Source organism: Streptomyces sp. NPDC050263 (assembly GCF_040655955.1).
Lineage (GTDB): Bacteria > Actinomycetota > Actinomycetes > Streptomycetales > Streptomycetaceae > Streptomyces.
In genome coordinates, this window is the sequence record NZ_JBFAKW010000003.1 from 113,837 (window position 1) to 132,663 (window position 18,827).

Consider the following 18,827-nt stretch of genomic DNA (forward strand, 5'->3'; position numbering starts at 1 on the left):
TAAGGGGGCCCGACGTGACGATCCTGGAGAACATCCGGCAACCACGCGACCTGAAGGCGCTGTCCGAGCCGGAGCTCGGCGAACTGTCCGAAGAGATAAGGGAGTTCCTGGTGCACGCGGTCGCCAGGACCGGCGGACACCTGGGGCCCAACCTGGGTGTGGTGGAACTGAGCATCGCCCTCCACCGGGTCTTCGAGTCGCCTGTCGACCGCATCCTGTGGGACACCGGCCACCAGAGCTATGTGCACAAGCTCCTGACGGGACGTCAGGACTTCTCCAAGCTGCGCGGCAAGGGCGGCCTGTCCGGCTACCCCTCCCGCGAGGAGTCCGAGCACGACGTCATCGAGAACAGCCACGCCTCCACCGCGCTCGGCTGGGCCGACGGCCTCGCCAAGGCCCGCCAGGTGCTGGGCGAGAAGGGCCATGTGGTCGCGGTCATCGGCGACGGCGCGCTGACCGGCGGCATGGCCTGGGAGGCGCTGAACAACATCGCGGCCGCCAAGGACCGGCCGCTGATCATCGTCGTCAACGACAACGAGCGCTCCTACGCCCCGACCATCGGCGGGCTCGCCAACCACCTGGCGACCCTGCGCACGACCGACGGCTACGAGAAGGTGCTGGCCTGGGGGAAGGACGTACTGCTGCGCACCCCGGTCGTCGGCCACACCGTCTACGAGTCCCTGCACGGCGCGAAGAAGGGCTTCAAGGACGCGTTCGCCCCGCAGGGCATGTTCGAGGACCTCGGCCTGAAGTACGTCGGCCCGATCGACGGCCACGACGTCAAGGCCGTGGAGTCCGCCTTGCGCCGGGCGAAGCGTTTCCACGGGCCGGTGCTGGTGCACTGCCTGACCGAGAAGGGACGCGGCTACGAGCCCGCCCTCGCGCACGAGGAGGACCACTTCCACACCGTCGGCGCGATGGATCCCCTCACCTGCGCGCCGCTCGCGCCCGCCGGGGGGCCGTCCTGGACGTCCGTCTTCGGCGACGAGATCGTGGCGATCGGCGAGGAACGCGACGACGTCGTGGCGATCACCGCGGCGATGCTGCACCCGGTGGGGCTCGCCGGGTTCGCCGCACGCTTCCCGGACCGCGTGTGGGACGTCGGCATAGCCGAGCAGCACGCGGCCGTCAGCGCGGCGGGACTGGCGACCGGGGGCCTGCACCCGGTCGTCGCCGTCTACGCCACGTTCCTCAACCGTGCCTTCGACCAGCTGCTGATGGACGTGGCCCTGCACCGCTGCGGGGTCACGTTCGTGCTGGACCGGGCCGGGGTCACCGGCGTCGACGGCGCCTCCCACAACGGCATGTGGGACATGTCCGTGCTCCAGGTCGTGCCGGGGCTCAGGATCGCCGCCCCACGCGACGCCGAGCAGTTGCGCGCCCAGCTGCGGGAGGCGGTCGCGGTGGACGACGCGCCGACGCTGGTCCGCTTCCCGAAGGAGTCGGTCGGACCGGAGGTGCCGGCCGTCGGCCGGGTCGGCGGCATGGACGTGCTGCACCGGGGAGAGCGGGCGGACGTGCTGCTGGTGGCCGTCGGCGTGATGGCGCCGGTGTGCCTCCAGGCCGCCGAGCTGCTGGCGGCCCGCGGCATCGACTGCACGGTGGTGGACCCCCGGTGGGTCAAACCCGTCGACCCCGCCCTGCCCGGCCTCGCCGCCGAACACGCTCTGGTGGCCGTGGTCGAGGACAACAGCCGGGCCGCCGGCGTCGGATCGGCGGTCGCGCTGGCCCTGGGTGACGCCGAAGTCGACGTGCCCGTACGGCGGTTCGGGATTCCGGAGCAGTTCCTCGCGCACGCCAAGCGCGCCGAGGTGCTCGCCGACATCGGTCTCACGCCCGTCGAGATCGCCGGCCGGATCGGCGCGAGCCTGGCCGTCAAGGACGTCAAGGAGAAGGCGGAATGACCACGGAGTTCGACCTCGGCGCCCTCCTCGCCGAGCGCGGAGCCGAGCGCTACGAGCTGCACGGCAGATACCTCAACCACCAACTGCCGCGCATGCTCCACACCATCGGCTTCGACAAGGTCTACGAACGCGGCGAGGGCGCCTACTTCTGGGACGCGGACGGCGACGACTACCTCGACATGCTCGCCGGGTTCGGGGTGATGGGCCTTGGCCGCCACCACCCCGTGGTCCGCAAGGCGCTGCACGACGTCCTCGACGCCTCCCTCGCCGACCTCACCCGCTTCGACTGCCAGCCGCTGCCCGGGCTGCTGGCCGAGAAGCTGCTCGCGCACAGCCCGCACCTCGACCGGGTGTTCTTCGGCAACAGCGGCACCGAGGCCGTGGAGACCGCGCTGAAGTTCGCCCGGTACGCGACCGGCAGGCCGAGGGTCCTCTACTGCGACCACGCCTTCCACGGGCTCACCACGGGCTCGCTGTCGGTGAACGGCGAGTCGGGCTTCCGGGACGGGTTCGCGCCCCTGCTGCCCGACACCGCCGTCCCCCTCGGCGATCTCGACGCCCTGGCCCGGGAGTTGAAGAAGGGGGACGTCGCCGCCCTCATCGTCGAGCCGATCCAGGGCAAGGGGGTGCTGGAGGCGCCGCCCGGCTGTCTGCGGGCCGCGCAGGAACTGCTGCACCGGCACAAGGCGCTGCTCGTCGTGGACGAGGTGCAGACGGGGCTCGGCCGGACCGGTGACTTCTACGCCTACCAGCACGAGGACGGCGTCGAACCGGACCTGGTGTGCGTGGCCAAGGCGCTGTCCGGGGGATATGTGCCGGTCGGGGCCACCCTCGGCAAGGACTGGATCTTCAAGAAGGTCTACTCGTCGATGGACCGGGTGCTGGTGCACTCGGCGAGCTTCGGCTCCAACGCCCAGGCCATGGCGGCGGGGCTCGCCGTGCTGTCCGTCATGGAGAACGAGCAGATCGTCGCGAACGCCCGCGCCACCGGCGAGCTGCTCAAGTCCCGGCTCGCCGCCCTGACCGACAAGTACGAGCTGCTGGCCGACGTCCGCGGCCGGGGCCTGATGATCGGCATCGAGTTCGGCAAGCCCAGGTCGCTGAAGCTGCGCAGCCGCTGGACCATGCTCCAGGCGGCCCGCAAGGGACTGTTCGCGCAGATGGTGGTCGTACCGCTGCTCCAGCGGCACCGGATCCTCACCCAGGTCTCCGGCGACCACCTGGAGGTGATCAAGCTCATCCCGCCGTTGATCATCGGGGAGCCGGAGGTGGACCGGTTCGTCGACGCCTTCACGGCCGTGATGGACGACGCGCACAGCGGCGGCGGCCTGATGTGGGACTTCAGCAAGACGCTGGTCAAGCAGGCGGTCGCCAACCGCTGACACCGCCGGTGCCGTCGGCCCGGTCGCGGGTTTTGCCTCTGGGGCAAGGGATTTGCCACAGAGGCAATTCCGGCGTGCAATGGGGGCATGAGCTCGCCCGAATCGGAGGCGCTTCCCGTCGTCGCCCCCCAGCTGCGCGCCCTGCGGCGCCGGTCCGCCCTCACCCTGGAGGCCGCGGCCGCCGTCGCCGGGCTGTCGCCCGCCCATCTCTCCCGGCTGGAGACCGGGCAGCGGCAGCCCTCACTGCCGATGCTGCTCGCGCTCGCCCGTGTCTACGGTACGACCGTCTCGGAGCTGCTCGGTGAGACGGCCTCCGACCGGGACGCCGTCGTCCGCGCCGCCGACAAGGAGCCGACCCACGCGGGCGGCTGGACGTACTGGCAGGCCGGCGCCTCCGGGCGCGGGATGCAGGCCCTGCGCGTCCACGTCCCGTACGGCTCCCAGGGCGACATCGTGCGCGTGCACCCCGGGGAGGAGTGGCTGCACGTCCTGCGAGGGCGGCTGCGGCTGCGCCTCGGCGACACCACCGACCTGCTCGGGCCCGGGGACAGCGCGCACTTCGACTCGCTGACCCCGCACCGCATCGCCGCGCAGGACGCCGACGGGGTCGAGCTCCTCTTCGTGCACACCCTGCTGCAGAGCCCCACGGCCACCCTGTGCCTGGGCCCCAACCCCTCGGAGACCGGAGTGACGTCATGAGCAACCTCGAGGAGAAGATCCCCCGCGCCCTCTGGATCCGGCTGATCATCTACATCGCGATCGGGCACGTCTTCGCGGCGTTCCTCTGGCTGCTGTTCGAGGCGGGCGCCAACCAGTAGGCCGGCCCTTGTGCGCACGGGTCGGCCGGTTCAGCCGAGCAGTCGCTCGCGGAGCCGCTCGCGGGTCTCGGGGGAGAGCCCGAGGCCCTCCTCCAGATAGGCGTCGACGCCGCCCCAGGTCTCCTCCATGGTGTCGAACGCCGCCGTGAGGTACTCCACGCGGGCGTCGAAGAGGGGGCTGAGCAGTTCCATGACCTCGGGGGAGTAGGCCTCGGCGGAACCGGCGCTGCGCCGTACCTTGTAGCGGCGGTGCTTGGCGTTGGACTCCAGGTAGTCGGTGACGATCGCCTCGCGCTCCACGCCCAGCGCGAGCAGCGTCACCGCGATGGACAGGCCCGCGCGGTCCTTGCCCGCCGCGCAGTGCATCAGGGCCGGGACGCTGTCCTCGGCCAGCGAGTGCAGCACGCGCGCGTGCTCGGCCGTGCGCTCCTTGACGATCCTGCGGTAGGAGGCGATCATCCGGCCCGCGGCCTTGCCGTCGGCGAGGGTCTCGCGCAGCTGGTCGAGGTGGCCGTCCCGGACCATCTTCCAGAACTCGGAGCCGTCCGCCGGGTCCGACAGGGGCAGGTTCAGATTGCGCACGCCCGGCAGCTCGACGTCCGGGCCCTCCAGTTTCTGGTCCGCGGCGTTGCGGAAGTCGAAGATCGTGTGCAGCCCGAGGCCGGAGAGGAACGCGGCGTCCTCGTCGGTCGCGTGCGCGAGGTGGCCGCTGCGGAACAGCACGCCGGGCCGCACGCGCCGGCCGTCGGCGGTCGGCAGACCGCCCACGTCCCGGAAGTTGCGCACGCCGGCCAGCTCGGGCTCGGTCGACGGGATCTGCTGCGTCACAGGGCCTCCCCTCCTGTCGGGCCCGTCGGCGCGGCTCGTGGTGGCCGACGGGACACCCTCCAGGACGATACGACATGGCTTCCCCGGGCAACGGGTTGTCCACAGGCCGGCCGCCCGGACGTCCGCGCAGGTGAAGACTCGTTCGCGGACTCTTCGGCGGACTCGTCGGCCGAAAGTTGCCCAGGGGGCCGACCGCATTCGATGATGTTGGTGCTTGATCGCACCTGTTCGAATTAGTGGGGGTTTGATGCCCGAGATCGCCGACAACGGCCGTACCTGGCTCCTTTCGGGGCCCACGAGCAGCTACGCCCTCCATCTCACCGAGGCCGACGAGCTGGTCCACCTGCACTGGGGTCCGGGCATCGCGCTCGCCGACGCCGAGGCGCTCGCCGCGCTGCCGCCGTCGGAGCGGGGGGCGTCCTTCGAGTCCCCGCTCGACGGACGCGAGGAGTACCCCGTCGAGGGCGGCCCCCGCTTCGCGCGGCCCGCCCTGTCCGTGCGCACCGACGAACGGCGCGGCACCGAGTGGACCTTCGAGGCCCACGAGAGCGACGGCGACGAGCTCAGGCTGCGCTTCCGGGACGCCGGTCTCACCGTCACCCTGCACTACCGGATGCGCGGCGACGTCGTCGAGCGCTGGACGACCCTGCGCAACGACGGCACGCAGCCGCTGGAGCTGCTGCGCGCCGACTCCGCCACCTGGACCCTGCCCGAGCGCGAGGACTGGCGGCTGTCCCAGCTGCACGGCCGCTGGGCCGCCGAGTCGCGGCTCACGCGCTCCCCCCTCACCTACGGTGAGAAGGTCATCGGCAGCCGCCGCGGCCACACCGGCCACCAGCACCTGCCGTGGGTCGCCCTGGACACCGACGCGACCGAGGAGCGCGGCGAGGTCTACGGCTGCGCCCTCGGCTGGTCGGGCTCCTGGCGGATCGCCGTCGCGCAACTCCCCGACGCGCGCGTGCAGATCACCGGCGGCGCGGGCTACGACGACTCGGGCCTGCTGCGGCTGGCGGCCGGCGAGTCCTTCACCACGCCCGTCTTCGCCGGGCTGTGGAGCGACGCCGGCTTCGGCGGCGCGAGCCGCGCCTGGCACGCCTACCAGCGCGCGTACGTCGTCCCGGACGCCGAGCAGGACCGGCCGGTGCTGTTCAACTCCTGGGAGGCCACCTACTTCGACATCTCCGAGGAGCAGCAGGCGACCCTCGCCCGGCGCGCCGCGGCGATCGGGGTCGAACTGTTCGTCGTCGACGACGGCTGGTTCGGGGCGCGCACCGGCGACAACGCCGGGCTCGGCGACTGGCGGCCCAACCCCGACCGCTTCCCGAACGGCCTGAAGCCCCTCGCGGACTACGTGCACGCTCTCGGCATGCAGTTCGGCATCTGGGTCGAGCCCGAGATGGTCAACCCCGACAGCGAGCTGTACCGGGCCCACCCCGACTGGGTGCAGTTCCAAACGGGACGAAAGCGGACGGAGTTCCGCAATCAGCTCGTACTCAACCTCGCGCGAGAGGATGTCCAGGAGTATCTCTGGCAGCAGCTCCACGGGCTTCTCTCCAGTGCCCCCGTCGACTACGTCAAGTGGGACTTCAACCGCTGCTTCACCGACGCCGGCTGGCCGGACGACCCCTACCCGCAGCGCCTCTGGGTCGACCATGTGCGAGCCCTGTACGGCCTCCTGGACCGACTGCGGGCCGCCCACCCGGGCGTCGCCTTCGAGTCCTGCTCGGGCGGCGGCGGACGCATCGACCTGGGGATCATGAGCCGTACCGACCAGGTGTGGACCTCCGACAACACCGACCCGCTCGACCGGCTCGACATCCAGCACGGCTTCAGTCAGATCCACCCCGCCCGGGTCATGGCCGCGTGGGTCACCGACAGCCCCAACGCGCAGCTCAACGGCCGGACCAGCTCGCTGCGCTTCCGGTTCGTCAGCGCCATGGCCGGTGTGCTCGGCGTCGGCGGCGACCTCTCGGAGTGGGGCGAGGAGGAGTTGGCTCAGGCGCGGGAGTGGGTGGACCTCTACAAGGACATCCGGCCCCTCGTGCAACACGGCGACCTCTACCGGCTGCGTCCCCCGGCAGGCGGCCTGAGCGCCGTCCAGTACGTGCGCGGCGACGAGAGCGTCGTCCTCGCCTGGCTCCAGGCCCAGCGGTTCGGGGAGCCCGTACCGGCGCTCCGGCTGCGCGGACTCGACCCGACGGCGTCGTACGAATGCCGCGAAACGGGCGAAATCCACCGGGGTGCGGTGCTGTTGCACCATGGGCTGCGCACCGGCCTGAAGGGCGACCTCGATGCGACGGTTATCCGACTCCGTCGCATCTGAGCTTTCTGTCCGAATTGGATCCTTAATTCCAACTCGCTCCGGAATAAAGGATCCTGGAGGGCTGTCACGTGAGGAGCGTCATATCCGTGACCGTACGTCGTACGTCATGTTCACGTAATTCATGCGCTTTTCAAGGGTATTCAGTGAATCGCGGGCGTTTGGATTCACGGAGCGTGACCGGGAATTCTCGCAGCAGATCAAGAGAAATGCATTAGCCGTGCAACCTCTGCTTGTCCCCGTGCGTCTTGGTCGCTTACGTTCCACACCAATCCGGACGGATGCCTAATCCTGCCGCCGCCCGGAGTCCGCACACCCACCCGTCCACGGCAGGAGCGGGGGACCCACAGGCACAACCGCCTGTTCCGGTCCCGGAACAGGCTTGGGGTAAAGCCGCGCCTCGGCGCGGCCGGGCATCTCCAGCTCGCACCCGACAGCTCACCTCGCAGGCGCCGGAGAGGAATTCGCCATGCCCGCGAAGGGTAAGCACCGCCGTCCGAAGACCCAGCGCTTCACTCGTTCCATAGCCGTCGCCGGAACCGGCGGCGCAGCGCTCGCCCTTCCGCTCATGGGCGCCACCGGCGCCCACGCGGCCCCCGCCCAGTCCGCTTCCCAGTCGGTCGCGCAGACGGTTTCGGAAAGCGCCGTGCAGGCCGCTCCGGTCACCCGGAAGACCGCCGCCGCCAAGACCTACATCGTGCGGTCCGGCGACTGCCTCTCGAAGATCGCGGACGAGCAGAACGTCAGCGGCGGCTGGCAGAAGCTGTACCAGGACAACCGCGCGGCCGTCGGCGACGACCCCTCGCTGATCCACCCCGGCCTCAAGCTCTCGATCGGCAAGCGGGCCGCGACCGGCACGACCGAGTCGTCCGGTTCGTCCTCCTCTTCGGGCGGCTCGTCGTCGAAGTCCTCGACGTCCTCGAAGTCGTCGAAGTCCTCGAAGTCGTCCGACTCGAAGGCCTCCACCTCGTCCTCGTCCTCGAAGGCGACCACCCAGGCCGCCGAGAGCGGCACGAGCGCCTCCAGCGGTTACCGGCTCCCCGTGGCCGGCGCCTCCGTCGGCACCGCGTACCACGTGGCCGGCAGCATGTGGTCCAGCGGCTACCACACCGGTGTCGACTTCGTCGTGCCGACCGGCACCTCCCTCAAGGCCGTGGGCGCGGGCACCGTCGTCTCCGCGGGCTGGGGCGGCGCGTACGGCAACCAGGTCGTCATCAAGCTCGCCGACGGCTACTACGCCCAGTACGCCCACCTGTCGCAGCTGTCGGTCTCGGCCGGTCAGACCGTGACCGCGGGCCAGCAGGTCGGTCTCTCCGGCGCGACCGGCAACGTGACCGGCCCGCACCTGCACTTCGAGATCCGCACCACGCCGAACTACGGCTCGGACGTGGACCCGATCGCCTACCTGCGCTCGCACGGAGTCTCCGTCTAGAGCAGGTCCCGGTCGTCCGACCCCCGCTGACGACCCACCGCCTGACACGCAGCCGAAGGCCGGACCCCGATCCCCGGGTCCGGCCTTCGGTGTTTCCGTAGGCGTTTCCTTGATCGTTTCATTGCGCTGGTGTGGCATGCGTATGGCAGCCCCATGGCATCCGTTTTCGCCCCATCGACAGCCGGGCCAGAGTGAGTACACAGTGATCTCCGTCAGGGGGCAAGCGCTTTCTACCGCTCTTCGGAGGTCTCGTGTCCGGCATCGTCCACCGACGCACCGCCGTCTTCGAGTGCGCCGCGACCAGTGCCGTCCACACCCTGTGCGACGTCTCGTCGGTCACCGTGCCCGCGCAGGTGTACGTCTCCGTCGACGGCGGCCCCGAGCGGCTGTACGCCGTCGACCGCGGCGACCGCGGCGACCTCGGGATCACGGCGACCGGGCGGGGGCCGCACACGGCCGAGCTGTCCGTGAAGGACGTCTTCTCACGGGTGAACCGGTGGGCCCCGCCGCTGGAGTCGGGGGTCGCGCTGACCGGGATCCGCGGCCGCCTGCTGGAGCGACGTGCCGTGAGAGCACCGGAGTCGGTCTTCTACGGCGACTTCGTCACCCAGGGTGTCCTGGCGCTCTGCGCGGACGACGCCTCGGACTGCGCCGACGGGACGGCCGCCCACCCCACCCCGGTCGCCGACGCCCTGCACGCCTCGCTCGCCCAGGTAGGCTTCGGCCGCCAGGGTGTGCTCCAGGCCGGCCACGGGGGAGTGCCGGCCGCCGGTGACGCGTACGGCTGGAACTGCGCGGGCTCCCCGGCCCGGCCGGACCGCGACGCCGACGTGATCGTCGTCAACCAGGGCGCCGACGACACCGCGTTCGGCTCGGCCGAGTTCCGCGCCGCCTGCCGCGCCCATCTCGAACGTCTGCGGGCGGCCGCACCGTACGCCCGCCTTCTCGCCCTGCGTCCCTTCGGCGGAGCGCACGCCGCCGACATCGTCGCGGTGGTCGCCGAACTCGCCGACCGGCGCACGGAGTTCGTCGACGCCACCGGCTGGCTCGCGGCGGCGGACGGTGACTTCCACGACACCGTCCACGCCGAGCGCCCAGGGCCACCGCACGGCGGCCGACCGCCTGATCCCCCTCATCGGAAAGCCCGTGAAGGAGCACCGGTGAACGCCACCCGCCGTCGAAGAACCGTCGCCGTCACCGGCGACCGCACCGCCCCGCACCTCTACACCTCCACCGAGCCGGCCGCCAGCCGCGGCCGCGCGCTCGCCCAGAACCCCGCGTACCGCCTCGGCCGGACCGTGCGCGGCCACCTCCGGTCCGTGTACCCCGACTACTGCCTCGGCACCGAGACCCGCCGTGTCCCCGGGCCCGCCATCACCCTCCCCGAAGGAGCAGACCGTCGTGACGACCACGCGTAGAGCATTCGGAGCCCTCGCCGCCGGCACCGCCCTGGCCGCCCTCTCGCCCGCCGCCACCGCGAGCGCCACGCCCCGCCGCCACCGCCGTCTCATGGCGCACGACGACTTCCGGCACGGGCTGCGGCAGTGGGCCGTGGAACTGGAGAAGGGCGGGACCGTCACCGCCTCGCGCGAAACCCTGGAGGTCGACGTGCCCGCCGGCGCGACGATCTGGTTCAAGCGGCCGTTCACCGGGCCGTACGTCATCGAGTACGTCGCCACGCCCGTCTCCGCGGGCGGGGTCAACGACCGGGTCTCCGACCTCAACAACTTCTGGAACGCCGTCGACGTCCGCTCCCCGCAGGACCTCTTCGCCACCTCGCGCGGCGGGGCCCTCGCCGAGTACGACCACCTCAAGACGTACTACGTCGGCTACGGCGCCAACACCAACACCACGACCCGGCTGCGCCGCTACGTCGGCGAGGCGGGGGTGCGTCCGCTGATCTACGACTACACCGAGCCGCTGCTCGTGCCGAACGAGCCGCACCACGTCCGTATCGTCTCCGACGGTCCGGCCGTCCGCTGGTGGAACAATGGGCGGCTGGTGTTCGACTACACCGACCCGGAGCCGTACCCGAGCGGGCACTTCGCCTTCCGTACCACGTGGAGTCACTTCCGGATCAAGAACTTCCGGGTCTGGTCCCTTATTCCCTGATTGGCAAACTCTTTAAGAGTGTCATATCTCACCGTTCGTCAACCCCTTCCTACGATCGCGTAGGTCACATTCGAGGGTGAATGATGAACGGCTGTGGCAGACGATTCGAAGAATGACAACAGATCAGTGATCGGGTCGTACGTGGCGGTGGGGGACAGCTTCACCGAGGGCGTCGGCGACCCCGGCCCCGACGGGGCGTTCGTCGGCTGGGCCGACCGGTTCGCGGTACTCCTCGCGGACCGGCAGCCCGAAGGCGACTTCAACTACACCAACCTCGCGGTCCGCGGAAAGCTGCTCGACCAGATCATGGAGGACCAACTCCCCAGGGCGGTGGCACTCGCCCCGGACCTGGTCTCCTTCTGTGCGGGCGGCAACGACATCATCCGTCCAGGCACCGACCCGGACGAGGTCGCCGAGCGTTTCGAGCGCGCGATCTCGGCCCTGACCGCCGTAGCCGGCACGGTCATGGTGACCACCGGCTTCGACACCCGAGGCGTCCCCGTGCTCAAGCATCTGCGCGGCAAGATCGCCACCTACAACGGACATGTGCGTGCCGTCGCCGACCGGTACGGCTGCCCGGTGCTCGACCTGTGGTCCCTGAAGTCCGTGCAGGACCGCAGGGCCTGGGACGGCGACCGGCTCCACCTCTCCCCGGAGGGCCACACGCGCGTGGCGCTGCGCGCCGGGCAGGTCCTCGACCTGGAGGTACCGGCCGACCCGGAGCAGCCCTGGCCGCCGCTCCCGCCGCGCGGCCCCCTCGACGTGCGGCGCGACGACGTCCACTGGGCGCGCGAGTACCTCGTGCCGTGGATCGGACGCCGGCTGCGCGGGGAGTCCTCCGGCGACCACGTGACCGCCAAGGGCACGCTGTCGCCGGACGACATCCGGATGCGGATCGCGGCCGTCGCCTGAAGAGACGGTCGCGTGGAGCAGCTGGTGCGTGGAGCAGCTGGTGCGTGGAGCAGCGGTCGGCCGTCGACGTCGTACGGTCGGCCGCTCGCTCCACCAGTGAGGTGAGCGCACGGGAGTGGTGCCCGGGCGGGGCCCGTCACGAGTGCTGGGATGACCCCACCCGCGCCCGCCGCAGTCGCACCCCGTCCCCTCCGCCACCTCGAAGGACCGGTCCCGCATGCGCCTTCCCCGTACGCCCGTCGCCGTGGCCCTCGTCTCCCTGCTCGCCCTGGGCGTCCCGACGCTCGCCGCGGCGCCGGTCGCGGCCCGTCCCGCGCCGGCCGTCCCCGCCACCGTGACGGTGACCGGCGAAGGCAGCGCGAGCGCACCGCCCGACCTCGCGGTGGTCGCCGCCGGTGTGGCGGCCTCCGGCAAGACCTCGCAGGCCGCGCTGGACACGCAGAACAAGGCCGCCGCCGCGCTGCTGGCCGCCGTCCGCGCCCAGGGCGTCGCCGACCGGGACGTCCGCACGGAGAGCGTCTCCCTCAACCCCGTCCACGACCACACGGGCGGGGCCTCCCGGCTGACCGGCTACCAGGCCGCGCAGTCCTTCTCGGTGAAGGTGCGCGAGGTGGCCAGGACCGGCGCGGTCCTCCAGGCCGTCACCGACGCCGCAGGCGACGCGGCCCGCATCGACTCCGTCGTCTTCGACGTCGCCGACCCCGCCCCGCTGAAGGCTCGCGCCCGAGAGGCCGCGCACGACGACGCCCGCGCCAAGGCCGCGCAGTACGCCCACCTCAGCGGCCGCGACCTGGGCCGACTCGTCTCGCTCAGCGAGGACGCGGCCGCCTACCGGCGCCCCGGGCCGTCGGCCGGGGACGCCCCCGGCGCGGGCATGAGCGTCGTGCCCGTCGCCCCCGGCGAGATCCGCGCGGCGGCAACGGTCACAGCGGTGTACGAACTGGCCTGAACCGGACCCGGTCCACTTCTGCACCCGCCCCGGCGGACTCAGCGCTTCTGGGCGCTCAACGTTTCGGAGGGCAGGCCGAGTTCCCGGTCCAGCGCTTCGTCGACCCAGGTCTGCGCGGCGGTACGGGACACCGCGCCGGCGTAGGACGTCAGCTGTACGGCGAGGCCGTCGAGGAGGGCCGTCAGCCGCAGGGCGGCGCCGGACGGGTCCGGGCAGTGGAACTCGCCCGCGGCCACGCCCTCCGCGATCACCTCGGCGAGCGCCGCCTTCCACTCCTTGTCGAGATCCCGGGCGACCTCCCGCAGCGCGGGCTCGCGCAGCGACACCGCCCAGCCCTCGATCCACAGCCGCCAGCCCTTGGCCTGACCGGTGGGCGCGTACCAGCGCACGGCCGACCGCAGCCGGCGCAGCGCCGTCGTGCGGCGGCCGAGCAGCTTGCGCAGGCGCGCGAGGTCGTCCTCGGCCGCGTAGGCGAACGCGCCGGCGACCAGCTTCTCCTTCGTCGAGAAGTGGTAGAGCACCAGCGCGTTGCTCACACCGAGGGCCGCGGCGACGTCGGCGATCCTGACCGCCGCCACGCCCCGCGTCTCGATCTGCTGGATGGCCGCCCGCAGCAGCTCCTCGCGCCGCTCGGCCACGCTCAACCGGACCCTCGCCACGCCGTCACCCTACACAGCCGCCCCGACCTGCGCCGATGCCTTCATCGACGTCTCGTCGGCGTCCGCGTCGGCGCCCTCATCGGTGGCGGCCGAACCGCTCGGTGATCACCGGCAGCCGTTCCGCCGCGAGCGCGTGCGCGGCGGCCCGGGGTGTCGTGCCGTCGGCCTCCGCGCGGGTCAGCACCAGCTCCATCAGGGTGCGCATCGAGCGGCGCGTGTACGCGAAGGCCTCCTGAGGATCCGCGCCGATGTCGCCGAAGAGCGTCCACCACCACCAGGCGTTCGTCCCGGAGTTGACGACCACGTCCGGCAGCACGCTCACCCCGCGCGCGTGCAGCAGTTCCTCCGCCTCGGGCAGCACGGGCATGTTGGCCGCCTCGGCGATCCACCGCGCGTCGATCCGCTCCGCCTCCTGCGCCCCGATCGCGTACGACACGGCGGCCGGTACGAGGACCTCCGCCTCCGAAGTCAGCCAGGCGTCGCCCGGCAGCTCCCGGTCGCCGGGGCGCAGCGCCGCGCGGTCCACCGTGCCGTGGCCGTCCCGAGCGGCCAGCAGTGCCTCCACGTCGAGGCCGGCCGGGTTGGCGATCGTGCCCTTGACGTCGGCGACGGCCACGACCGTCAGCCCCGCGCGCGTGAGGAAGCGCGCCGTGGCCCCGCCCATGGTGCCCAGCCCCTGGAGGGCGACCCGCGTCCCCGCGTAAGCGACCCCGGCCCGGTCCAGAGCGGTCAGCACCGACTCGGCGACCCCGCAGCCGCCGACCAGCTCGTCCAGCCCGATGCCGTCGACCTCGACGGCGAAGGCGGCCGCCAGTCGCGCGCGGGCCGCGCTCTCGTCGTCGAGCAGCGGGTGGACCGCCTGCACCGACGACACCAGCCCCACGTCGGCGATCGCCCGATCCACCAGGTCCTGGGTCAGGCCCAGATCCTCGCCGGTGGTCCAGCAGCTCTCCACGTACGGCCGCACCGCCCGCAGGTACCGCACCAGCAGCCCGTAGGCCGCCGGGTCCCGGGGATCGCAGTCGATGCCGCCCTTGGCCCCGCCCAGCGGGACGTAGCGGGCCTCGGGGTCGTAGTGCAGCGCCTCCTTGAGGCTCATTCCGCGCGCGAGGCCGGTCACCTCCTCCAGGGTGCAGCCCTCCCGCATCCGCAGACCGCCGCTGCACACCCCGCGCACGAGCCGGTCGACGACCAGGAACCCGCGACGGCCCGTGACGTCGTCCGTCCAGGTGAGGGACAACAGGGGGGCGGTGGTCATACGGGCTCCTCGACGTCGTCGACAGGGATCGCTACTGAACAGTGGGTCAGTATCGGAAGCCAGGGCGAAGGCTGTCAACGGGATGTCGGAGGGGGCGACCATAATGGAATGCCTCAGCGACTCCACCTGGAGGTACCGTGTCCGGTTTCCGTTCCCTGCGCTCGGGGCTCCGCGCTCTGCAGCCCGAGGCATTCGGCGCGGATCCCAGTGGTGAGCGCATGGCGCGCATCCGCAGATCGCCCCACTTCAAGGACGGGGTCTTCCAGAACCCCGGCGGTACCGCGCGGACCCGTCCCTCGGGTTCGACGCTCGACTTCGCCAAGGTCTTCTTCGACAAGGAGCAGCGCCCCCGCCGTGCCCCCGTGGGCACCGTGCCGGTGCATGCCACCACTCTCGCCGACCTCGCCAAGCCGCCCGCCACGGGCCTCAGGGTGACCTGGATGGGGCACTCCAGCGTGCTCGCGGAGATCGACGGGCAGCGGGTGCTGTTCGACCCCGTCTGGGGCGAGCGCTGCTCCCCGTTCGCCTTCGCGGGGCCCAAGCGGCTGCACCCGGTCCCGTTGCCGCTGGCCGCGCTGGGCCCGGTCGACGTCGTCGTCATCTCGCACGACCACTACGACCACCTGGACCTGCCCACGATTCTGGCGCTGGCCGGCACCGACACGCTGTTCGCCGTGCCGCTCGGCGTCGGCGCCCACCTCGAGCACTGGGGCGTCTCGGCCGACCGGCTGCGCGAGCTGGACTGGCACGAGGCGACGAAGGTCGGCGGACTCACCCTGACCGCCACCCCGGCCCGTCACTTCTGCGGCCGGGGTCTGCGCAACACCCAGCACACCCTGTGGGCCTCCTGGGTCGTCGCCGGCGAGGAGCACCGGATCTACCACAGCGGCGACACCGGCTACTTCGAGGGCTTCAACGACATCGGCGCCGACCACGGCCCGTTCGACGCGACGATGATCCAGATCGGGGCGTACTCGGACTTCTGGCCCGACATCCACATGACCCCCGAGGAGGGCATGCGCGCCCACCTCGACCTCCAGGGCGGCACGGGCGGGGTGATGATGCCCATTCACTGGGCCACCTTCAACCTCGCCACGCACGCGTGGGCGGAGCCGGGGGAGGGCACGCTGGCCGCCGCCGGCGCGGTCGGGGCGCGCGTCGCCCTGCCGCGTCCCGGCGAGCCCTTCGAGCCCACCGCCGAGACCGTTCCGGGCGAGCCGTGGTGGCGGGTGGTGGCACGCGCCCCGGTCGGCGGCTGGCCGGTCCCGACCGAGACGGCAGCCAAGGCCAAAGCCGATACCGAGGGTGACATTCCGCAGGGCGCCGCCGAGGACGGCGAGGCGCCGGAGGCGATACCGGCGGGCTGATCGGAGCACGCGAAACGGTCGGCTGTGCGGGTCGGGGAGCTAAAGACTCCCTGGCCCGCACAGCCGTTTTCCGACCACCTCTGACCAGGTCTGATCGAACTCTTTCCGTGCTGTTCCTCGGATCGCGCGCCGTATTCGGTCTGCCGTGCGAAGCCTCATACCAGAGCGGGACGCTCGCTGCGGGACTTTGTCAACTGCCCACCGCACCTGATGCGTTGCCGACTACTGTGAGTGGCCGTCGGGCGACACCGGGCCGAATTCTTCGGCTCCCCGACCGACGACCCGGCTCGACGGACCAGTACGAGGACACCGATGTCTCACCTCCGCGCACCCGCCGCACGCGCAGACCGCCGTGAGGGCGGGCGGCACGGGCGGCCGGTCGCCCGCACCGCACCAGCGCCGACCGAGACACACATACGGCCCCAGCTGCTGCGGCTCGCCGTGCTCCCCCCGACCGCGGTCGCCCTCAGCGCCTGCGCGGTCGTCCTGTTCACCGTGCGCTCCACCGGCGTCCGGCCCGGCGCCACCCTGTGGGCGGTCCTGGCCGGCGCGGTCGCGGTGACCGGCGTCGGCATCGTGATCGCCGCCGTGGCCGCGGACCGCGCCGCCCGCTCCGTCAGCGACCGTGTCGCGGCCCTGCGCCGGGGCAGCGCACGCGGCGAGGCCGACCTGCGCCATGTCGTCGAGGCGCTGCGCCGCGGCGAGACCCCGCCCCAGCGCAGGTCGCGCGGCGGCCCGCCCGGCGCGGACGCCGACGACTTCGAGCTGCTCGCCGCCGACCTGGCCCGGGCCCACGACGGGGCCGTCACCGCCGTCGTGCAGGCCGCACAACTGTCCAGCCAGACCGGCAGCGAACAGAAGCTGGAGGTCTTCGTCAACCTGGCGCGGCGTCTTCAGTCCCTGGTGCACCGCGAGATCTCGATCCTCGACGAGCTCGAGAACGAGATCGAGGACCCCGACCTGCTCAAGGGCCTCTTCCACGTCGATCACCTCGCCACCCGCATCCGCCGCCACGCCGAGAACCTCGCCGTCCTCGGCGGGGCCGTCTCCCGGCGGCAGTGGAGCAACCCGGTCTGCATGACGGAGGTGCTGCGCTCCGCCATCGCCGAGGTCGAGCAGTACTCGCGGGTCAAACTCGTCCCGCCCATCGACGGCGAGCTGCGCGGCCACGCCGTCGCCGACGTCATCCACCTGCTCGCCGAACTCGTCGAGAACGCCACGGTGTTCTCCGCCCCGCACACCCAGGTGCTGCTGCGCGCCAACCTCGTCACCTCCGGGCTCGCCGTGGAGGTCGAGGACCGCGGGCTCGGGCTGCCCGTCGAGGAGCAGAGCAGGATGAACGCGCTGCTCGCCGACCCCGACCAGGTCAACGTCGGCCGGCTCCTCGCCGACGGGCGGATCGGCCTGTTCGTCGTCTCCCAGCTGGCCCGACGGCACGGCATCCGGGTCCGCCTCCAGAGCAACATCTACGGCGGCGTCCAGGCCGTCCTGGTCGTCCCGCAGGCGCTGCTGGGCTCCGCGCCCGGCGTCGCCGGAGCCGTGCCGCAGGGACCGGACACCGACGGCGCCGGCCTGCCCCTCGTACCCTCCACGACGCCGCCTGCCACGACCGAGGCGGCCCGCCCGCCCCTGCCGCCGGCCCAGACCGCCCGGCCCACGCCCGGGGGCGGCCGGCCGCCCGCACCGCCGTACCTCCCGCAGAGGACCGCCGACATGGTCCGGCGGCCGGGCGGAGAGCATGTTCCGCCTCCGGCTCAGGCGCCGGAGGCCACCGGCGGAGGCTGGTCGCCGGGCTCGACGCAGGTGCCGGGCGCGACGCCCGTCGGCCCGCAGACGCAGCACACGCCCGCTGCGGGGGTGCCGCTGATCTCCTCGCGTCCGCAGGGCGGTCCGGACCCCGCCGGTGGGGCGACGCCCCCGCACCCGTCGGACGCCCCGAGGGCGAACGGCGGTCGGCCCGCGCCGTTGCCCGTGCGCGGGGCCGCTCGGGCGGCGCGGGCCAATCCGGCCGAGGCCGTGCCCGGCATCCGGCCCGCCGACCGCCCCACCGTCGAAGAGCACGCGGGCATCGCACCCACCCCGCGCGTCGGCACCGTGCGCGGCACCATGGGCAAGCCCCAACTGCCGCGCCGTCGCGCCCAGGAGCACATCGTGCCCCAGCTGCGCGGCGGCCCGGCCCCCCGCCAGGACACCGAGCAGCCCGCCGGCCACGACCCCGGCCTGATGGCGTCCTTCCAGCGCGGCGTCGGCCTCGCCGAGGCCCAGCAGAGCCTGGAGGCGGACGTCATGGACGTGCGGCAGTCCCCGATACCCGAGGCGCATTCCGACCTGTCCACCGCCCGGCACGACGGGAGCGCACCAGCCGGATGACCACTCTCAGCACCCCCACCCCCACCCCCACCCCCAGCGCTCCCGCAGACCTTCGTACCCCAAGGAGTCGATCCACCATGGCGAGCGATGCGCCGACGACCGGCCAGGTATCCGATCTCGACTGGCTGATGAGCGGCCTCGTGCAGCGCGTGCCGCACACCATGAGCGCGGTGCTGCTCTCCTGCGACGGGCTCGTGAAGTCGGTCCACGGCCTCGACCCCGACAGCGCCGACCACATGGCCGCCCTGGCCTCCGGCCTGTACTCGCTCGGCCGCAGCGCCGGCGTCCGGTTCGGCGACGGCGGGGACGTACGGCAGGTCGTCGTCGAACTCGACTCGACGCTGCTGTTCGTCACCACGGCCGGTTCCGGCGCGTGTCTCGCGGTGCTCGCCGGGCGGGAGGCCGACGCGGCGGTGCTCGGTTACGAGATGGCGATGCTGGTCAAGAGCGTCCGGCCGTATCTGATGACCGCGCCCCGGCAGCACGCCGTCGAACCGTCGGTGATGGGGCCTTGAA

The 18,827-nt window shown here is 72.2% G+C and carries 16 protein-coding genes and 1 riboswitch; of the genes, 13 read left to right on the forward strand and 3 right to left on the reverse strand.

The genetic code is table 11. From position 1 onward, the window contains the following. The first annotated feature begins 14 nt into the window (after positions 1–14). The 4 genes from dxs to AB0J04_RS02220 all read left to right on the forward strand — a co-directional run bounded on the left by dxs (position 15) and on the right by AB0J04_RS02220 (position 4,104). Positions 15–1,904, forward strand: coding sequence for a 1-deoxy-D-xylulose-5-phosphate synthase (gene dxs, locus AB0J04_RS02205; protein ID WP_363166457.1), 1,890 nt, complete (start codon positions 15–17; stop codon positions 1,902–1,904). Beyond that, positions 1,901–3,286, forward strand: coding sequence for an aspartate aminotransferase family protein (locus AB0J04_RS02210; RefSeq protein ID WP_363166458.1), 1,386 nt, complete (start codon positions 1,901–1,903; stop codon positions 3,284–3,286). Before dxs ends, AB0J04_RS02210 begins: the two co-directional genes overlap by 4 nt. An 87-nt stretch (positions 3,287–3,373) precedes the next feature. Continuing rightward, entirely contained in the window at positions 3,374–3,985 is a 612-nt protein-coding gene (locus tag AB0J04_RS02215; RefSeq protein ID WP_363166459.1) for an XRE family transcriptional regulator, read from the forward strand. Beyond that, a complete protein-coding gene (locus AB0J04_RS02220; protein WP_363166460.1) occupies positions 3,982–4,104 on the forward strand; it encodes a DUF6126 family protein in 123 nt (40 codons plus the stop codon). Before AB0J04_RS02215 ends, AB0J04_RS02220 begins: the two co-directional genes overlap by 4 nt. A 30-nt stretch (positions 4,105–4,134) precedes the next feature. Here the strand turns inward: AB0J04_RS02220 and AB0J04_RS02225 are convergent, their stop codons facing one another. Then, on the reverse strand, positions 4,135–4,932 hold the full coding sequence (locus tag AB0J04_RS02225) for a tyrosine-protein phosphatase (protein ID WP_363166461.1): 798 nt from the start codon (positions 4,930–4,932) through the stop codon (positions 4,135–4,137). Between the two features lie 247 nt (positions 4,933–5,179). On the opposite strand from AB0J04_RS02225, the gene AB0J04_RS02230 reads away from it, so the two are divergent. From AB0J04_RS02230 to AB0J04_RS02255, 6 genes are all read left to right on the forward strand, one after another. Next, positions 5,180–7,255: an alpha-galactosidase gene (locus AB0J04_RS02230; protein WP_363166462.1), complete on the forward strand. Its 2,076-nt coding sequence runs from the start codon at positions 5,180–5,182 to the stop codon at positions 7,253–7,255. A gap of 304 nt (positions 7,256–7,559) precedes the next feature. Beyond that, a riboswitch (cyclic di-AMP (ydaO/yuaA leader) is annotated at positions 7,560–7,717 on the forward strand. A gap of 4 nt (positions 7,718–7,721) precedes the next feature. Continuing rightward, positions 7,722–8,684: a LysM peptidoglycan-binding domain-containing M23 family metallopeptidase gene (locus AB0J04_RS02235; RefSeq protein WP_363166463.1), complete on the forward strand. Its 963-nt coding sequence runs from the start codon at positions 7,722–7,724 to the stop codon at positions 8,682–8,684. Between the two features lie 251 nt (positions 8,685–8,935). Further along, entirely contained in the window at positions 8,936–10,102 is a 1,167-nt protein-coding gene (locus tag AB0J04_RS02240; RefSeq protein WP_363166464.1) for an SGNH/GDSL hydrolase family protein, read from the forward strand. Then, a complete protein-coding gene (locus tag AB0J04_RS02245; protein ID WP_363166465.1) occupies positions 10,086–10,796 on the forward strand; it encodes a DUF6250 domain-containing protein in 711 nt (236 codons plus the stop codon). The genes AB0J04_RS02240 and AB0J04_RS02245 overlap by 17 nt, the downstream gene beginning before the upstream one ends. Before the next feature lie 126 nt (positions 10,797–10,922). Continuing rightward, positions 10,923–11,708 (forward strand): SGNH/GDSL hydrolase family protein, encoded by a 786-nt coding sequence (locus tag AB0J04_RS02250; protein WP_363166466.1) that lies wholly within the window; start codon positions 10,923–10,925, stop codon positions 11,706–11,708. 217 nt (positions 11,709–11,925) lie between these two features. Continuing rightward, entirely contained in the window at positions 11,926–12,657 is a 732-nt protein-coding gene (locus tag AB0J04_RS02255) for an SIMPL domain-containing protein (protein ID WP_363166467.1), read from the forward strand. A gap of 38 nt (positions 12,658–12,695) precedes the next feature. Here the strand turns inward: AB0J04_RS02255 and AB0J04_RS02260 are convergent, their stop codons facing one another. After that, positions 12,696–13,316, reverse strand: a complete 621-nt coding sequence (locus AB0J04_RS02260; RefSeq protein WP_363166468.1) for a TetR family transcriptional regulator C-terminal domain-containing protein — start codon at positions 13,314–13,316, stop codon at positions 12,696–12,698. A 76-nt stretch (positions 13,317–13,392) separates the two neighbouring features. Further along, complete coding sequence (locus AB0J04_RS02265) at positions 13,393–14,574, reverse strand: Glu/Leu/Phe/Val dehydrogenase dimerization domain-containing protein (protein WP_363166469.1); 1,182 nt, start codon at positions 14,572–14,574, stop codon at positions 13,393–13,395. Between the two features lie 137 nt (positions 14,575–14,711). Here AB0J04_RS02265 and AB0J04_RS02270 point away from each other — a divergent pair, with 137 nt between their 5' ends. From AB0J04_RS02270 to AB0J04_RS02280, 3 genes are all read left to right on the forward strand, one after another. Then, positions 14,712–15,941, forward strand: coding sequence for an MBL fold metallo-hydrolase (locus tag AB0J04_RS02270; RefSeq protein WP_363166470.1), 1,230 nt, complete (start codon positions 14,712–14,714; stop codon positions 15,939–15,941). A 312-nt stretch (positions 15,942–16,253) separates the two neighbouring features. Further along, positions 16,254–18,311 (forward strand): ATP-binding protein, encoded by a 2,058-nt coding sequence (locus tag AB0J04_RS02275; protein WP_363166471.1) that lies wholly within the window; start codon positions 16,254–16,256, stop codon positions 18,309–18,311. Positions 18,312–18,388: 77 nt separating this feature from the next. Beyond that, complete coding sequence (locus AB0J04_RS02280; RefSeq protein ID WP_363166472.1) at positions 18,389–18,826, forward strand: roadblock/LC7 domain-containing protein; 438 nt, start codon at positions 18,389–18,391, stop codon at positions 18,824–18,826. The last annotated feature ends 1 nt before the right edge of the window (position 18,827 follow it).